The sequence below is a fragment of the Enterobacter cloacae complex sp. SHL012 genome (genome assembly GCF_049237505.1).
GTDB classification, from domain to species: domain Bacteria; phylum Pseudomonadota; class Gammaproteobacteria; order Enterobacterales; family Enterobacteriaceae; genus Enterobacter; species Enterobacter kobei.
Genome location: NZ_JBMKIZ010000007.1, coordinates 30,013 through 46,339 on the forward strand (window position 1 = coordinate 30,013; position 16,327 = coordinate 46,339).

General features: G+C 55.1%; 16 protein-coding genes. 5 read left to right on the plus strand and 11 right to left on the minus strand.

What is annotated here, in order from left to right; genetic code table 11:
- Positions 1–51 precede the first annotated feature (51 nt).
- The 3 genes from pabA to ppiA form a co-directional block, all read right to left on the minus strand.
- Positions 52–615 (minus strand): aminodeoxychorismate synthase component 2, encoded by a 564-nt coding sequence (gene pabA, locus ACOTY9_RS19200; RefSeq protein WP_023337903.1) that lies wholly within the window; start codon positions 613–615, stop codon positions 52–54.
- Positions 616–645: 30 nt separating this feature from the next.
- On the minus strand, positions 646–1,230 hold the full coding sequence (locus ACOTY9_RS19205) for a putative adenosine monophosphate-protein transferase Fic (protein ID WP_014885513.1): 585 nt from the start codon (positions 1,228–1,230) through the stop codon (positions 646–648).
- A 105-nt stretch (positions 1,231–1,335) separates the two neighbouring features.
- Positions 1,336–1,908, minus strand: coding sequence for a peptidylprolyl isomerase A (ppiA, locus tag ACOTY9_RS19210; RefSeq protein ID WP_014885514.1), 573 nt, complete (start codon positions 1,906–1,908; stop codon positions 1,336–1,338).
- Between the two features lie 278 nt (positions 1,909–2,186).
- Between ppiA and tsgA the strand changes: the two genes are divergently transcribed.
- Positions 2,187–3,368: an MFS transporter TsgA gene (gene tsgA, locus ACOTY9_RS19215; RefSeq protein WP_023331476.1), complete on the plus strand. Its 1,182-nt coding sequence runs from the start codon at positions 2,187–2,189 to the stop codon at positions 3,366–3,368.
- A gap of 18 nt (positions 3,369–3,386) precedes the next feature.
- Here the strand turns inward: tsgA and ACOTY9_RS19220 are convergent, their stop codons facing one another.
- Positions 3,387–4,688: a cytosine deaminase gene (locus ACOTY9_RS19220; protein WP_023331477.1), complete on the minus strand. Its 1,302-nt coding sequence runs from the start codon at positions 4,686–4,688 to the stop codon at positions 3,387–3,389.
- Positions 4,689–4,927: 239 nt separating this feature from the next.
- Here ACOTY9_RS19220 and nirB point away from each other — a divergent pair, with 239 nt between their 5' ends.
- The 4 genes from nirB (at position 4,928) to ACOTY9_RS19240 (ending at position 9,612) form a co-directional block, all read left to right on the plus strand.
- A complete protein-coding gene (nirB, locus tag ACOTY9_RS19225) occupies positions 4,928–7,471 on the plus strand; it encodes a nitrite reductase large subunit NirB (RefSeq protein WP_023331478.1) in 2,544 nt (847 codons plus the stop codon).
- On the plus strand, positions 7,468–7,794 hold the full coding sequence (gene nirD / locus ACOTY9_RS19230) for a nitrite reductase small subunit NirD (protein ID WP_014885518.1): 327 nt from the start codon (positions 7,468–7,470) through the stop codon (positions 7,792–7,794). Before nirB ends, nirD begins: the two co-directional genes overlap by 4 nt.
- A gap of 135 nt (positions 7,795–7,929) precedes the next feature.
- The gene (gene cysG, locus ACOTY9_RS19235) at positions 7,930–9,303 is read left to right on the plus strand and encodes a siroheme synthase CysG (RefSeq protein ID WP_014885519.1); all 1,374 of its coding nucleotides are present in this window, start codon (positions 7,930–7,932) and stop codon (positions 9,301–9,303) included.
- Between the two features lie 138 nt (positions 9,304–9,441).
- Positions 9,442–9,612, plus strand: a complete 171-nt coding sequence (locus tag ACOTY9_RS19240) for a YhfL family protein (protein WP_014885520.1) — start codon at positions 9,442–9,444, stop codon at positions 9,610–9,612.
- Positions 9,613–9,755: 143 nt separating this feature from the next.
- Here ACOTY9_RS19240 and trpS read toward each other — a convergent pair whose 3' ends face one another.
- The 7 genes from trpS to aroK form a co-directional block, all read right to left on the minus strand.
- A complete protein-coding gene (gene trpS / locus ACOTY9_RS19245; protein ID WP_023337905.1) occupies positions 9,756–10,760 on the minus strand; it encodes a tryptophan--tRNA ligase in 1,005 nt (334 codons plus the stop codon).
- Positions 10,753–11,514: a phosphoglycolate phosphatase gene (gph, locus tag ACOTY9_RS19250; protein ID WP_023331480.1), complete on the minus strand. Its 762-nt coding sequence runs from the start codon at positions 11,512–11,514 to the stop codon at positions 10,753–10,755. Before gph ends, trpS begins: the two co-directional genes overlap by 8 nt.
- The gene (gene rpe, locus ACOTY9_RS19255; RefSeq protein WP_014885523.1) at positions 11,507–12,184 is read right to left on the minus strand and encodes a ribulose-phosphate 3-epimerase; all 678 of its coding nucleotides are present in this window, start codon (positions 12,182–12,184) and stop codon (positions 11,507–11,509) included. Before rpe ends, gph begins: the two co-directional genes overlap by 8 nt.
- A 41-nt stretch (positions 12,185–12,225) precedes the next feature.
- Positions 12,226–13,038 carry an adenine-specific DNA-methyltransferase gene (dam, locus tag ACOTY9_RS19260; protein ID WP_014885524.1) on the minus strand — a complete coding sequence of 271 codons (813 nt, stop codon included), beginning with the start codon at positions 13,036–13,038 and terminating at the stop codon, positions 12,226–12,228.
- A gap of 67 nt (positions 13,039–13,105) precedes the next feature.
- Positions 13,106–14,401 (minus strand): cell division protein DamX, encoded by a 1,296-nt coding sequence (gene damX, locus ACOTY9_RS19265; RefSeq protein WP_014885525.1) that lies wholly within the window; start codon positions 14,399–14,401, stop codon positions 13,106–13,108.
- Positions 14,402–14,493: 92 nt separating this feature from the next.
- A complete protein-coding gene (gene aroB / locus ACOTY9_RS19270; RefSeq protein WP_023331481.1) occupies positions 14,494–15,582 on the minus strand; it encodes a 3-dehydroquinate synthase in 1,089 nt (362 codons plus the stop codon).
- 56 nt (positions 15,583–15,638) lie between these two features.
- Entirely contained in the window at positions 15,639–16,160 is a 522-nt protein-coding gene (gene aroK, locus ACOTY9_RS19275) for a shikimate kinase AroK (protein ID WP_003861630.1), read from the minus strand.
- Positions 16,161–16,327: the final 167 nt, after the last annotated feature.

Sequence of the window (16,327 nt, forward strand, 5' to 3'; positions counted from 1 at the left end):
AAAATATAATCACAAAATATGCATAAAAAATCACAGCAAGGCAACAGATATTCAGCGATGGAAGAAATTAGCCAGCAGGTCATGCCCTTGCTCGCTAAGGATACTTTCCGGATGGAATTGCACGCCCTCAAGATCCCACTCGCGGTGGCGAATCCCCATGATCTCCTGCGTATCGCTCCAGGCGGTCACCTCAAAGCAGTCTGGCAGCGTCGGCGGGTCAATCATCAGCGAATGGTAGCGCGTCACGGTTAAGGGATTATTGAGCCCCGTGAATACCCCGGTACTGGTATGCGTGACCGGCGACGTTTTTCCGTGCATCACTTTCGCGGCACGCACGATGGTGGCGCCGAATACCTGGGCAATGGCCTGATGGCCCAGGCAGACGCCCAGAATGGGCAGCTTGCCAGCATAGTGCCGGATAACATCCAGAGACACGCCCGATTCCGACGGCGTGCAGGGGCCGGGTGAAATCACAATTTTCTGCGGAGCCAGCGTCGCAATATCGGTCAGAGTCACGTCATCGTTACGGCGGACAACCACCTCAGCTCCCAGCTCACAAAAATACTGGTAAAGGTTCCAGGTGAAGGAATCGTAGTTATCAATCAGCAGAATCATGGCGGCTCCCGAAAAAAATGCCGCCCTATTCTACTCAGATTCCCGCGCTTCGCTCACTACTTTGGCAAAGACAGCGTTCAGCGCAGTCAAATCGCCCGTGGCGCCGCTTCGGTTCGCCGCCACCCACTGCTCGGGATCGATACCCCGCCAGTCCAGCATATACCCGGCATGAATGGCCAACTGCTCAAAGAAGACCCGTTGGGCAATACCATTGCCGCTCATAAAAGGATGCAGCATATTGATTTCACAGTAGTAGTGACTAACTCTGTTCACAAAGGTTTCTTTCTGAAGACCCACCAGATACTTTTCGCTTTCCAGGTCCGCCATCAATTCATTGCCCATCTTCTCGATGTACTCGAAGTGGCAGAAAGGAATGTCACCTTTAAAAATATCGTCGGTACGGTATTCGCCCGCCCGCTTCAGCTCTTTGCGATACAGATGGCGGTGAATAAGGCAAAGATGGGGTAAACCGGGCGCGGAAGGCCCGAGCTCCAGCGTCTCAATATGGGGTTCTGAAGGACCATGACCTTTTTCAAGGAGACAACTGGCCTGAAGATTGACGTTACGCTGCTGCTCCCAAATACGGGATTTTTGCTTGTCGGTGAGTTTTTTCACTTAACGCCTCCCTGAATAGTCCGTTTGCCACAAGTATAAGCAGCAAAACGCGCTTTCGCAGGGAGGGGGCATTACACGGGCGAGCGCCGCCCGTGTCAAAGAGGGTTACGGCAGTACTTTTGCGGAGAGGATCACGACCGGTTTGGACGGCACATTCTGGTACGGGCCGACGTCATGAGTAGGAACCTGAGAAATCTTATCCGCCACGTCCATCCCTTTCACAATTTTACCGAAGACCGCGTAACCGAAGTCGCGCTGGCCATGGTCGAGAAAGGCGTTATCCGCCACATTGAGGAAGAACTGGCTGGTGGCGCTGTCTTTATCCGCCGTACGTGCCATGGAAATCGTGCCGCGCTTGTTCAGCAAGCCGTTGTCCGCTTCGTTTTTGATCGGCGGGTTCGGCTGCTTCTGCTGCATCTGCTCGTTGAAACCGCCGCCCTGAATCATGAAGCCAGGGATCACGCGGTGGAAAGTGGTGTTGTTATAAAAACCACTGTTCACATAGTCGAGGAAGTTTTTCACGGAAACCGGAGCTTTCTGGCTATTCAGTTCCAGCTCAATATTCCCGGCAGAGGTGGTCAGCAGAACGTGAGGGTCCCCTTTGGCTGCCAGCGCAGCAGGGGAAACGGCAGAAAGAGCAAACACAGCTGCGACAGCCGCCAGTGTTGATTTGAGCATGAGAATTCCTTAACAAAGCGCAGTATAAAAAGCGAATGGCTTGATTCTAAAGAGCAGTATGAACGGAGACCAGCCTTTTACCTAATTTTACGAAATTGAAACAGTTGTAACCACGCAAACGATTGGTTACGGCGTCTTTTTATGTGATAGAGATCACATAAAAAACTGCAATGAAGTTTAAATTTCTTTGAAAAGGTATGAATGGATCACTTTAATGTCTAAAATCTGCCCGCTCTCAGCGCCCTCCGGGCGCTTTTCTTTTTTTGAACAGGCCAGACATGACTAACAGCAATCGCATCAAGCTCACATGGATCAGCTTCTTCTCCTACGCCCTGACCGGCGCGTTGGTGATCGTCACCGGGATGGTGATGGGGAATATCGCAGACTACTTCCAGCTGCCCGTCTCCAGTATGAGTAACACCTTTACCTTCCTCAACGCCGGTATTCTCATCTCTATCTTCCTGAATGCCTGGCTGATGGAAATCGTGCCGCTGAAGACGCAGTTGCGTTTTGGTTTTGTGCTGATGGTCGCCGCCGTGGCGGGTCTGATGCTGAGTCACAGCATCGCGTTGTTCTCCGCCGCCATGTTCGTGCTCGGCCTGGTCAGCGGGATCACCATGTCGATCGGTACGTTCCTGATTACCCATATGTATGAAGGCCGTCAGCGCGGCGCGCGCCTGCTGTTCACCGACTCCTTCTTCAGCATGGCCGGGATGATTTTCCCGATGGTGGCCGCCGTTCTGCTGGCACGCAGCATTGAGTGGTACTGGGTCTATGCCTGTATCGGTCTGGTTTATGTAGCAATTTTTATTCTGACCTTCGGCTGTGAATTCCCGGTTCTGGGCAAAAAAGCGCAAACCAGCGCAGAACCCGTCGCGAAAGAGAAATGGGGCATCGGCGTACTGTTCCTCTCCATCGCCGCCCTGTGCTATATCCTGGGCCAGCTGGGCTTTATCTCCTGGGTACCGGAATACGCGAAAGGCCTGGGCATGAGCCTGAACGACGCGGGTAAACTGGTAAGCGATTTCTGGATGTCTTACATGTTCGGCATGTGGGCGTTTAGCTTCATCCTGCGCTTCTTCGATCTGCAGCGCATCCTGACGGTGCTGGCGGGCCTGGCAACCGTGCTGATGTATCTGTTCATCAACGGTTCCCCGGACAATATGCCGTGGTTCATTATGACCCTGGGCTTCTTCTCCAGCGCGATTTACACCTCTATCATCACGCTGGGCTCCCTGCAAACCAAAGTAGCTTCGCCGAAGCTGGTTAACTTCGTGCTGACCTGCGGTACCATCGGCACCATGCTCACCTTTGTGGTGACGGGGCCGATCGTTGCCCACAGCGGCCCGCTGGCGGCGCTGCACACCGCTAACGGTCTGTATGCCGTGGTGTTCATCATGTGCTTCGTGCTGGGCTTCGTGACTCGCCACCGCCAGCACAACGCGGTAGCGTCTCACTAACCTTCACGCCCCTTTGCGCTACGCAGAGGGGCTGTTTCTGGCAAAGCTGACCTCCTCCCCCCCGATATCCATCTGGATCCACGTCTGCGCCAGCTGCGTCGTGGCAATCACCCGCCCCTGACGAATCGACCAGCGCACCGGCACCTGACAGCGCACCGCTTCAAACCCGCTTTCCGCAGGCAAAATCACCAGATTCGCCGGATTGCCCGTGGCAATACCGTAATCGCTCAGGCCAAAGGTACGGGCGCTGTTATGGGTGATCAGATCCAGGCCGCTGTCGATTTGCGGATAGCCCATCATCTGGCAGACGTGTAACCCCATGTGCAGCACCTGGAGCATATTGCCGGTTCCCAGCGGGTACCAGGGGTCAAAAACATCGTCATGACCAAAGCAGACGTTAATGCCTGCTTCCTGGAGTTCCTTCACGCGCGTGATGCCGCGGCGCTTAGGATAGTCGTCAAAACGCCCCTGCAGGTGGATATTGACCAGCGGGTTAGCGACGAAGTTAATCCCCGACATCTTCAACAGGCGGAACAGGCGCGAGGTGTACGCACCGTTGTAGGAGTGCATGGCGGTAGTATGGCTGGCGGTCACGCGCGGACCGATGCCGGCCTCGTAGGCCAGGGTAGCCACCGTCTCGACAAACCGCGACTGTTCGTCGTCAATTTCATCGCAATGGATATCCAGCGGACGGTCATATTTCTTCGCCAGTGCAAAAGCAATATGCAGCGACTGGACGCCATACTCGCGGGTGAATTCGAAGTGCGGGATCGCCCCCACCACGTCGGCACCCAGTTTTAACGCCTCTTCCAGCAGCGCCGCGCCGTTCGGGTAAGAGAGAATACCCTCCTGGGGGAACGCGACGATTTGCAGCGTCACCCACGGGGCCACCTCCTGCTTCACCTCCAGCATGGCCTTCAGGGCGGTGAGCGTCGGGTCGGAGACATCCACATGGGTACGGACAAACTGAATGCCGTTGGCGATTTGCCACTTCAGCGTTTTCCAGGCGCGCGCTTTGACGTCGTCATGGCTGAGTAACGCTTTGCGCTCCGCCCAGCGTTCAATGCCCTCAAAGAGCGTGCCCGACTGATTCCAGTTCGGCTCGCCTGCCGTCTGGGTGGTATCAAGATGGATATGCGGCTCGATAAACGGTGGGATCGCCAGCCCACCGCGCGCGTTCAACACTTCATAACTTTCAGCGCGGGTGTCGTCCATTGGGGTGATGTCACCAAATCGCCCGTTCTCAATGGCGAGTTGCCATAGTCCTTCCCGGCCCGGTAAGCGAACATTCTGAACAAGCCAAAGCGGTGTTGTAGACATTTCTTATCCCCTGATCAACGCAACGTTGTTTAAGCATATTTTTGTTCAAAAATACGCCATTGCTTTGTACACAAAATCGACGCCCCCGAAAAGCCTGCGATTTCCATAACTTATAAAAATCCTGACAAATCAGCCGCATACCACCTAAGGAGTAGGCGAAGACGTATTTGATTTACATCAATAAGCGCCCCTGCTGAATCGTTAAGGTAGGCAGTAATAGAAAAGAAATCGAGGCAAAAATGAGCAAAGTCAGACTCGCTATCATCGGTAACGGCATGGTCGGCCATCGCTTTATTGAGGATCTTCTCGATAAAGCCGGTGCCGACCAGTTCGATATTACCGTGTTCTGTGAAGAACCCCGCAAGGCGTACGACCGTGTGCACTTGTCTTCCTACTTCTCCCATCATACCGCCGAAGAGCTCTCTTTAGTGCGTGAAGGTTTCTATGAGAAGCATGGCGTAAAAGTGCTGGTGGGCGAACGCGCCATCACCATCAACCGTCAGGAAAAAGTGATCCACTCCAGCGCCGGGCGTACGGTTTTTTACGACAAGCTGATCATGGCGACAGGCTCGTATCCGTGGATCCCGCCTATTAAAGGTTCTGAAACTCAGGATTGCTTCGTTTACCGTACGATTGAAGACCTCAACGCCATTGAATCCTGCGCACGCCGCAGCAAGCGCGGCGCCGTTGTCGGCGGCGGTCTGCTGGGCTTAGAAGCCGCGGGCGCGCTGAAAAACCTCGGCGTAGAAACCCACGTCATCGAATTTGCCCCGATGCTGATGGCCGAACAGCTCGACCACATGGGTGGCGACCAGCTTCGCCGTAAAATCGAAAGCATGGGCGTGAAAGTTCACACCAGCAAGAACACCAAAGAGATCGTGCAGGAAGGCACCGAAGCACGTAAAACCATGCGCTTTGCTGACGGCAGCGAGCTGGAAGTAGATTTTATCGTCTTCTCCACCGGTATTCGTCCACGCGACAAACTGGCAACCCAGTGCGGTCTGGCCGTCGCGCAGCGCGGCGGGATCATGATTAACGATACCTGCCAGACCTCCGACCCGGATATCTACGCGATTGGCGAATGCGCCAGCTGGAATAACCGCGTATACGGTCTCGTGGCGCCAGGCTACAAAATGGCGCAGGTCGCCGTGGACCATATTCTCGGCAGCGAAAACGCCTTCACCGGCGCGGATATGAGCGCCAAGCTGAAGCTGCTGGGCGTGGACGTGGGCGGTATCGGCGATGCGCACGGTCGCACGCCTGGCGCTCGCAGCTACGTCTATCTCGACGAAAGCAAAGAAGTCTACAAACGTCTTATCGTCAGTAAGGACAATAAAACCCTGCTCGGCGCAGTACTGGTAGGCGATACCAGCGACTTCGGTAACCTGCTCCAGCTGGTGCTCAACGCCATCGAGCTGCCGGAAAACCCGGACGCGCTGATCCTCCCGGCGCACGCCTCCAGCGGTAAACCGTCCATCGGGGTGGATAAACTGCCGGACAGCGCGCAGATTTGCTCCTGCTTCGACGTCACTAAAGGCATGCTGATCTCTGCCATCAACAAGGGCTGCCATACCGTTGCCGCGCTGAAAGCCGAAACTAAAGCCGGTACCGGCTGTGGCGGATGTATTCCACTGGTAACTCAGGTGCTGAACGCCGAGCTGGCGAAACAGGGCATCGAAGTGAACAACAACCTGTGCGAGCATTTTGCTTACTCTCGCCAGGAGCTGTATCACCTGATCCGTGTGGAAGGCATTAAGTCCTTCGACGAACTGCTGGCGAAACACGGCCAGGGTTACGGCTGTGAAGTGTGTAAACCGACCGTCGGCTCCCTGCTGGCCTCCTGCTGGAATGAATACGTGCTCAAACCCGAGCACACGCCGCTGCAGGATACCAATGACAACTTCCTGGCGAACATTCAGAAAGACGGCACCTACTCCGTCATTCCACGTTCCGCCGGTGGCGAAATCACGCCGGAAGGGCTGGTCGCGGTGGGCCGGATCGCCCGCGAATTTAACCTGTACACCAAAATTACCGGTTCACAACGTATCGGGCTGTTTGGGGCGCAGAAAGACGACCTGCCAGAAATCTGGCGCCAGCTGATTGAAGCAGGCTTCGAAACCGGCCACGCGTATGCCAAAGCGCTGCGTATGGCGAAAACCTGCGTGGGCAGCACCTGGTGCCGCTACGGCGTGGGCGACAGCGTCGGCTTCGGCGTGGAGCTGGAAAACCGCTACAAAGGCATCCGTACCCCGCACAAAATGAAGTTCGGCGTCTCCGGCTGTACCCGTGAATGTGCCGAAGCGCAGGGTAAAGACGTGGGTATTATCGCCACCGAAAAAGGCTGGAACCTGTACGTCTGCGGTAACGGCGGGATGAAACCACGCCATGCAGACCTGCTGGCAGCGGATCTTGACCACGACACGCTGATTAAGTACCTCGACCGCTTCATGATGTTCTACATCCGTACCGCCGATAAGCTGACCCGTACAGCGTCCTGGCTGGATAACCTGGAAGGCGGCATTGATTATCTGAAAGCGGTGATCATCGACGACAAGCTGGGCCTGAACGAGCATCTGGAAGCAGAGATGGCTCGCCTGCGCGAGGCAGTGATCTGCGAGTGGACCGAAACCGTGAATACCCCTGCGGCGCAGACACGCTTCAAACACTTTATCAACAGCACCCAGCGCGACCCGAATGTGCAGGTAGTGCCAGAGCGCGAGCAGCATCGCCCGGCAACACCGTATGAACGCATTCCAGTCACGCTGGTGGAGGAAAACGCATGAGCCAGTGGGTAAACATTTGCGAGATTAACGACATTCTGCCCGCCACCGGCGTGTGTGCGCTGCTGGGTAACGAGCAGGTCGCGATTTTCCGTCCCCGTCACGATGAACAGGTTTTTGCCATCAGCAATATCGACCCGTTCTTCGAGGCCAGCGTGCTCTCCCGTGGCCTGATTGCCGAGCACCAGGGTGAACTGTGGGTCGCCAGCCCGCTGAAAAAGCAGCGTTTCCGTTTAACCGACGGACGCTGCATGGAAGATGAAAGCGTCTCCGTGAAGCACTATGACGTCCGCGTGAAGGACGGCAAGGTGCAGCTCAAAGCGTAACCCCCCGCCTTTTCAATAGGAAAGGCTTATGACCCCTTATGGGTAACGGCAGGAAAAACCGTATATTTTCGGCGATTCCTGCTGTTATCCTGACGTCAATGCTTACCCCCTCCTTGAATGCTGTGAGGTATCGTCGTGGACCACCTGCCGATTTTTTGTCAATTACGCCATCGCGACTGCCTGCTTGTAGGCGGCGGCGATGTGGCTGAGCGCAAGGCGCGCCTGCTGCTGGAAGCGGGGGCCCGACTGACCGTGAATGCTCTCACCTTCACCCCGCAGTTTGACGTCTGGGCCCAGGAAGGGATGCTCACGCGGGTACAAGGAGAGTTTGATGAATCCCTGCTGGATACCTGCTGGCTGACCATTGCCGCAACGGATGACGATGCCGTGAATCAGCGCGTCAGCGATGCCTGCGAAGCGCGGCGTATCTTCTGCAACGTGGTAGATGCGCCGAAAGAAGCCAGCTTTATCATGCCGTCGATTATCGACCGCTCACCGCTGATGATTGCGGTGTCATCCGGTGGACGCTCTCCTGTTCTCGCCCGCCTGCTGCGGGAAAAACTGGAAGCCGTGCTGCCGCAGCATCTTGGTCAGATTGCCCACTATGCCGGACAACTTCGTTCCCGCGTGAAGCAAACCTTCGCGACCGTAGGGGAGCGCCGTCGCTTCTGGGAAAAGTTCTTTGTGAACGACAGGCTGGCGCAGTCGCTGGCGAACCAGGACACAAAAGCGGTGGAAGAGACGACCGAACAGTTACTGAACGAACCGCTGGATCACCGTGGTGAAGTGGTGCTGGTCGGCGCGGGTCCTGGCGATGCAGGCTTACTGACGCTGAAAGGCCTGCAACAGATCCAGCAGGCGGATATCGTGGTCTACGACCGCCTGGTCTCCGATGACATCATGAACCTGGTGCGTCGCGACGCCGATCGCGTCTTCGTCGGCAAGCGCGCGGGCTACCACTGCGTACCGCAGGAAGAGATTAACCAGATCCTGCTGCGCGAGGCGCAGAAAGGTAAGCGCGTGGTGCGTCTGAAAGGCGGCGATCCGTTTATCTTTGGTCGCGGCGGCGAAGAGCTGGAAACCCTGTGCAACGCAGGTATTCCGTTCTCCGTGGTGCCAGGGATTACGGCGGCGTCCGGCTGCTCAGCCTACTCCGGCATCCCGCTGACCCACCGCGATTACGCGCAGAGCGTGCGTCTTGTGACGGGCCACCTCAAAACCGGCAGCGAACTGGACTGGCATAACCTGGCCGCTGAAAAGCAGACGCTGGTCTTCTACATGGGGCTAAATCAGGCCGCCACCATTCAGGCGAAACTGCTGGAGCACGGCATGGAGGCAGATATGCCCGTTGCGCTGGTGGAAAACGGTACCGCCATTACGCAGCGTGTGGTCGATGGTGTGCTGACTCAACTCGGCGAGCTGGCGCAGCAGGTTGAAAGTCCGGCGTTGATTGTGGTGGGTCGCGTGGTTGAATTACGCGATAAGCTGAACTGGTTCTCGAATCACTGACACATATTTTTCCCTCTTCGAGTAGTCCTTAAGCGGACTACTCCCCTCTAACGGCTACCGCTAACATACCGCCCGCATAGTGGAACTTTTCCATTTATTCCCTCGTATTACATCCAATTTTTTAGACAAGGAATGCGTATGTTCAAGCTGGCAAAAGCCGCCGTTCTGGTTGGCCTGTTATCGACCCTGACGGCCTGTACCGGTCACGTTCAAAACACCAAAAATAACTGCAGCTACGATTATCTGCTGCACCCGGCGATCTCAATTTCGAAGATCATCGGTGGTTGCGGACAGGCGGCACAGCAGTAAGTCGTTTTCAGGCGTAAAAAAACCGGGATTTCCCGGTTTTTTAGTTTTGGGAAGTGCGGCCTGATGCCCTCACGCTGACCCTCTCCCACAGGGAGAGGGAACAAACCCTAAAAACGGTAACGTGGTTACCGTTTTGCTTTTACCTATGGTTTACCCACAAACCCAATCGCTTCATACACCGCTTTGAGGGTTTCTGACGCGCGCGCGCTGGCTTTTTCCGCGCCGTCTTTCATCACCTTCTGCAGGAAAGCTTCGTCGTTACGGTAGCGGTGATAACGCTCCTGCAACTCGGTCAACATGCCGGAAACGGCGTCTGCCACTTCACCTTTCAGGTGGCCGTACATCTTGCCTTCGAAGTGCTGTTCCAGCTCTGAAATGCTCTGGCCGGTGACACCGGAGAGAATATCCAGCAGGTTGGAAACGCCCGCTTTATTCTGCACGTCGTAGCGCACCACTGGCGGCTCGTCGGAGTCGGTCACCGCACGCTTAAGCTTTTTAACCACGGATTTCGGATCTTCCAGCAGGCCGATAACGTTGTTGCGGTTATCGTCTGACTTGGACATCTTCTTGGTCGGTTCCAGCAGCGACATGACGCGTGCGCCCGATTTCGGAATAAACGGCTCTGGTACTTTAAACACCTCGCCATAAAGCGCGTTGAAGCGCTGGGCGATATCGCGGCTCAGCTCCAGGTGCTGTTTCTGGTCTTCACCGACAGGAACCTGGTTGGTCTGGTACAGCAGAATGTCAGCCGCCATCAGCACCGGATAGTCAAACAGACCGGCGTTGATGTTTTCAGAATAGCGTGCGGATTTATCCTTGAACTGGGTCATGCGGCTCAGTTCACCGAAGTAGGTGTAGCAGTTCAGCGCCCAGCCCAGCTGTGCGTGCTCTGGTACATGTGACTGAACGAAAATGGTGCTCTTCTCAGGATCGATGCCGCAGGCCAGATAGAGGGCCAGGGTGTCCAGGGTGGCTTTGCGCAGCTTCTCAGGATCCTGACGCGCAGTGATAGCATGAAGATCCACGATGCAGTAAATGCAATGGTAGTCATCCTGCATGCTGACCCACTGACGCAACGCACCCATGTAGTTACCAATGGTCAATTCACCTGACGGCTGTGCGCCACTAAATACGATGGGCTTAGTCATTATTCAATTCCTGATGTTCACTGTGCGAAAGCCCGAGTGCGGGCAACAAATCTTTGAAGTGGTCGAACACAACATCCGGCTCACTCAGCGTTATGGCCTCACCGTAGTTGTAGCCATAGGTCAATCCGACGGAAGGACATCCTGCCGCGCGGGCAGCCAGAATATCATTGCGGGAATCCCCGACAAAGAGCAGCTCCGCAGGTGTTAAGGATAATTTTCCTGCCACCAGCAACAGCGGTTCCGGATGCGGCTTTTTGTTTTGCACATCATCGCCGCCCACAATCACGGAGAAATATTTCGCGATATCCAGCGCGTCGAGAAGAGGGGCAACAAACGGCGTGGGTTTATTGGTCACTAGCCCAAGCGGGATGCCTTTGGCATGCAGCACGCTCAGGGTTTCCTGGACGTCCGGGAAGAGAAAACTCCCCTCTTCAACGGTCTCTTCATAGAAACGATTGAACAGTTTGCGCAGAATACGCAGCTGCTCATCCTGAGGGATATCCGCGTGATCGACGCTCGGTTTGCCCTGCGCGGAACGCTGCGACGCGCGCTCCTGGCGAGCCCACGTTAACGCGCGCTCCATCAGCACATCGGCACCGTTGCCAATCCACGTCACAACACGTTCTTCGCCCGCAACGGGCAGTTCAAGGGCATACAGCGCCTGATCCACGGCGCTCGTTAAGCCCGGCGCGCTGTCAACCAGCGTGCCGTCGAGGTCGAACGCTACACCCCGAATTGCCTGCAATTTATCCATGACTTACCTTCGCCAGCTCGCGGCGCATTTCATCAATGACTTTTTTGTAATCCGGTTGGTCGAAAATGGCCGACCCGGCAACGAACATATCCGCGCCCGCTGCCGCAATTTCACCAATGTTATTCACTTTCACACCGCCGTCCACTTCCAGGCGAATATCGTATCCTGACTCATCAATACGACGGCGCACTTCGCGCAGCTTGTCCAGCGTATGAGGGATGAACGACTGACCGCCAAAGCCCGGGTTAACAGACATCAGCAAAATGACGTCCAGTTTATCCATGACATGATCGAGATAGCTCAACGGCGTGGCCGGGTTAAACACCAGACCCGCCTTACAGCCATTCTCTTTGATCAGCTGCAGGGTGCGGTCCACATGTTCTGAGGCTTCCGGATGGAAAGTGATGATGCTGGCCCCCGCCGCGGCGAAGTCTGGCACGATTCGGTCGACCGGCTTGACCATCAGGTGAACGTCGATCGGCGCGGTGATGCCGTAGTTACGCAGCGCCTTGAGCACCATTGGGCCAATCGTCAGGTTGGGGACATAGTGGTTATCCATAACGTCGAAATGGACGACATCTGCGCCAGCCGCGAGAGCTTTAGCCGTATCTTCACCCAGGCGGGCAAAATCGGCCGACAGAATTGAGGGAGCAATCAAAAACTGTTTCATCCGCATCTCCTTGAAATGTGTTTACCGGCGGGCAAAACGGCTCAGGGGCGATAAAGAGCCAGGAGTTCGTCCACCTTTTTACGTGTGCCGCCGTTGCTGCTAATGCTACGCCGCACTTTAACCTGAAAATGCTTCGCGGCTTTATACCATTCGCGCGTATCAGGCGTATCGTGATTCGAAATTAACACCGGAATTCTTTTGCTGACCAGCTTTTCCGCCATCTCCGCCAGACGCGCCTGTTCGGCCGGGCTGAAGCTGTTGGTATGGTAGGCGGTGAAATTCGCCGTCGCCGACAGCGGGGCGTACGGAGGGTCACAGTAAACCACCGAATTTACGCCCGCCAGTTCCATACACTCCTCATAGGAGAGACAGTGGAACTCTGCATTCTGCGCTTTTGCAGCAAAGTGATATAACTCGTCCTGCGGGAAGTACGGGCGCTTATAACGACCAAACGGCACGTTGAATTCACCACGCAGATTATACCGGCACAGGCCGTTGTAACCATGACGGTTGAGATAGAGGAACAACAGAGCGCGGCGGAACGGATCCTGGCTCTGATTAAACTCCGTGCGGAACCGATAGTAGACGTCAGGGTTGTTGTTCTCAGGCGTAAACAGCTTACGCGCCTCTTCCACATACTCATCGGTACGCAGTTTGACGATGTTATAGAGGCTGATAAGGTCGCTGTTGATATCCGCGAGGATATAACGAGAAAAATCAGTGTTCAGGAACACCGATCCTGCACCCACGAAGGGCTCGATAAGACACTCGCCTTTTGGCAGGTGCTTTTTAATATCATCGAGCAGGGGGTATTTCCCCCCTGCCCATTTCAGAAAAGCGCGATTTTTTTTCATGCTGACTAACTGATTACACCTTCTCCGGCTGTGGAGAAAGCTCCGACAGCATCCTGCGCTTTAAACATTACTTCAGATCGGCCTGAACCTGATGAATCGGCTTCGCCCATGGGTTTTTAGCCTGAACATCTGCAGGCAGCGACGCCACGGCACGTTTCGCTTCATCTTTGGATGCATAAACCCCGCTAACCAACACATACCACGGTTGACCGTTTCGGGTCGTCTGATAAACCACGTAGTTTTTCAGATTTGATTTCTTCGCCCAACCGTTGAGGTTGTCATAGTTAGACGAACTGCTCAACTGCAGCGTGTAGTTGCTGGATGGCGCAGATTTCAGCGAGCTGACGTTGCCTGCGGTTTTGCCTGCTGTCGTGCTGGAAGCCGTCGCGGCAGGCGCAGTGGTGGCCGCCGGTGCCGTTGTGGTCGCCGTCGCTTTCGGTGCAGTCTGCGTGACTGGCGCTTTGGCCGGCTCGTTCACGGCAGCTGTAGCCGTGTGTTTCGGCTGTGTCGGTGCGGCTTTCACTTCAGGCGCTTTGACTACGGCCTGAGGTTTGGTTTCACGCTTAGGTTCAATCACCGCCTGCTTACGTTCAGGACGTGTCGCCGTTTGCGTCTGACGCGGCTTGGTTTCCGTCGCCGCAGTTTGCGGCTGAGCGTTACCACCGCGAATCGGCGCAACGGTTGCAGGTTCAGTTGGCAGCGTAGAGTTCACCACAACGTTATCAACCTGCTGCTGGTTCTGTGGCTGCGTCAGTGCATTGTTCAGGTCTCCCTGAACTTCTACACGCTGCTGGCCTTCAGGCGTAACGGGAGCCTGGCCCTGAGCTGGGGTTGATGACACAGGCGGCAGGGAAACATCCTGCGGCGTCGTGGTGTTGCTGGCAGTCTGCTCAGCGGAAGTGGTGCCCGGCGCTGGCTGCGCACCGTTCGCCTGATCCGTCGCATCGTTACCGGAAAGATTAATGCTCTTCTCAGTAGAAGCCGTCTGCTCGGTTGAGTTCGTTGACGGTGCTTTCAGCGCGGAGCCAATGCCAACAATCAGCAGCACAAGCACCAAAACGCCAAGGCCCATCATAATATACTGGCGGGAAGCCGGTTTCTGCGCAGCGGCTTTTTTACGTTTACGCGGGCGACGCTCTACAGGCTGTTCGTCCATTGAATCTTCTTCGGACTCATAATCCTCTTCTTCTCGCTCATCACGCGCGTTGCGGCTACGCGAAGGGCGACGATCGTCTGCATCCAGTTCAACATCGTCAAAGTTGATCTGCGGCTCGTTATCACGTTCTGAAGATTGACGAGAACGACCAGTACGACGATCGCTGGGATCGGGTTTCAGCTCGTCTTCTGGTTTGAATTCATCCATTTAACACCCCACTCAAAGGCTTATGCCTACGTCTTTGCATTTCGCCTGAAGCTAAACGACCACCGGTAAAAGTGGCCTGACCTTTCTAGTTGTTACGCCTGCTGACAATCAGCGATAGCGCCAAGAACGACATCGTGCGACACTCCGCCGCGCACTTCACTCTTCCCTATTGCAAGCGGGAGTACAAGACGCATCTCACCTGCCAATACTTTTTTATCGCGCATCATGTGGGGTAAATACGCTTGCGCCGACATCTCCTGCGGCCCGGTTACCGACAAACCTGCACGTTCAAGCAGCGCAATGATACGTGCCGTCTCTTCCGGTTTAAACTGACCCAGACGTTCAGAGGTGCGGGCTGCCATGACCATTCCGGCTGCGACGGCTTCACCGTGCAACCAGTTGCCGTAACCCATTTCGGCTTCAATGGCGTGACCAAACGTATGCCCAAGATTCAGTAAAGCACGTAAGCCGGTTTCACGCTCGTCTGCGGCGACAACTTCTGCTTTCAGTTCACAACAACGACGAATGCAGTATGCCAGTTTTGCTTCATCCAGGCGCAACAACGCATCCATATTCTCTTCCAGCCAGTTAAAGAACTCGCCATCCAGAATAATGCCGTATTTGATCACTTCAGCCAGACCCGAAGCCAGCTCGCGCGTCGGCAGGGTTTTCAGACAGTCGAGATCCACCACGACCGATGCGGGTTGGTAGAACGCGCCAATCATGTTTTTGCCGAGCGGATGGTTGACTGCGGTTTTGCCGCCGACAGAGGAGTCGACCTGTGACAGCAACGTGGTCGGGATTTGAATAAAACGAACGCCACGTTGATAACTTGCGGCCGCAAAGCCGGTCAGATCGCCCACAACACCGCCGCCCAGGGCAAGCAGTGTTGTATCGCGACCATGCGGTTTTTGCAGCAATGCGGTAAAGACGGTATCCAGTACCGTCAGGCTTTTATACTGCTCGCCATCGGGCAGAATCACACTGTCGACTTTAACGCCTGCCTGCTCAAGCAGGTGGCGTACGCGGTCGAGATAAAGCGGAGCCAGCGTCTCATTGGTGACCAGCATCGCCTGATCACCCGCTTTTAGTGGTAAAAAGGAAGCTGGGTCGTTAAACAAACCAGCCGCGATGGTGATAGGGTAACTACGTTCCCCGAGAGTAACTGTAATCCTCTCCATGACGCGACATCCACCTTTAATGCTTTACCCGCAGGCGAGTGTATATAAAGCCAGAATCAGTTGCTTTCCAGCATATGAATAATCTGGTTTGCAACCACTTTAGCGCTCTGATCGTCAGTGCGAATGGTCACATCGGCAATCTCTTCGTACAGCGGATTGCGTTCATCGGCCAACGCTTCCAGAACTTCGCGAGGTGGCGTTTCAACCTGCAGCAACGGGCGCTTTTTATCGCGCTGCGTACGTGCCAGCTGTTTCTCAATGGTCGTCTCAAGATAGACCACTACGCCACGGGCGGAGAGACGGTTGCGGGTTTCGCGAGATTTCACAGAGCCGCCGCCTGTTGCCAGTACGATGCCCTGTTTTTCCGTGAGTTCGTTGATCACTTTTTCTTCTCGGTCACGGAAACCTTCTTCGCCTTCTACATCGAAAACCCAGCCCACATCAGCTCCGGTTCGTTTCTCAATCTCTTGATCAGAATCGTAAAATTCCATATTGAGTTGTTGAGCTAACTGACGCCCAATAGTGCTTTTGCCGGCACCCATAGGCCCAACCAGAAAGATATTGCGTTTCTCTGCCATTTTATCGGTACTACTAAGACTATTCGTTAATGGTAATCCCCGCTTCGCAGACACCCGGCGTAGCAGGACATGAACTGAAACCTCATATGCAATAGAGCGAGAGTCAGACTAAAAATTATCTCAATACTCCGGCTTGTTTGGCAACTGATTAAATCACCACGCCGGTC

Excerpts from the sequence above, each read along its gene's own strand:
- dam (WP_014885524.1), bottom strand. The coding sequence starts at position 13,038 with ATGAAAAAAAATCGCGCTTTTCTGAAATGGGCAGGGGGGAAATACCCC.
- gph (WP_023331480.1), bottom strand. The coding sequence starts at position 11,514 with ATGGATAAATTGCAGGCAATTCGGGGTGTAGCGTTCGACCTCGACGGC.
- aroK (WP_003861630.1), bottom strand. The coding sequence starts at position 16,160 with ATGGCAGAGAAACGCAATATCTTTCTGGTTGGGCCTATGGGTGCCGGC.
- nirB (WP_023331478.1), top strand. The coding sequence starts at position 4,928 with ATGAGCAAAGTCAGACTCGCTATCATCGGTAACGGCATGGTCGGCCAT.
- pabA (WP_023337903.1), bottom strand. The coding sequence starts at position 615 with ATGATTCTGCTGATTGATAACTACGATTCCTTCACCTGGAACCTTTAC.
- rpe (WP_014885523.1), bottom strand. The coding sequence starts at position 12,184 with ATGAAACAGTTTTTGATTGCTCCCTCAATTCTGTCGGCCGATTTTGCC.
- tsgA (WP_023331476.1), top strand. The coding sequence starts at position 2,187 with ATGACTAACAGCAATCGCATCAAGCTCACATGGATCAGCTTCTTCTCC.
- trpS (WP_023337905.1), bottom strand. The coding sequence starts at position 10,760 with ATGACTAAGCCCATCGTATTTAGTGGCGCACAGCCGTCAGGTGAATTG.
- damX (WP_014885525.1), bottom strand. The coding sequence starts at position 14,401 with ATGGATGAATTCAAACCAGAAGACGAGCTGAAACCCGATCCCAGCGAT.
- ppiA (WP_014885514.1), bottom strand. The coding sequence starts at position 1,908 with ATGCTCAAATCAACACTGGCGGCTGTCGCAGCTGTGTTTGCTCTTTCT.
- ACOTY9_RS19240 (WP_014885520.1), top strand. The coding sequence starts at position 9,442 with ATGTTCAAGCTGGCAAAAGCCGCCGTTCTGGTTGGCCTGTTATCGACC.
- ACOTY9_RS19220 (WP_023331477.1), bottom strand. The coding sequence starts at position 4,688 with ATGTCTACAACACCGCTTTGGCTTGTTCAGAATGTTCGCTTACCGGGC.
- nirD (WP_014885518.1), top strand. The coding sequence starts at position 7,468 with ATGAGCCAGTGGGTAAACATTTGCGAGATTAACGACATTCTGCCCGCC.
- aroB (WP_023331481.1), bottom strand. The coding sequence starts at position 15,582 with ATGGAGAGGATTACAGTTACTCTCGGGGAACGTAGTTACCCTATCACC.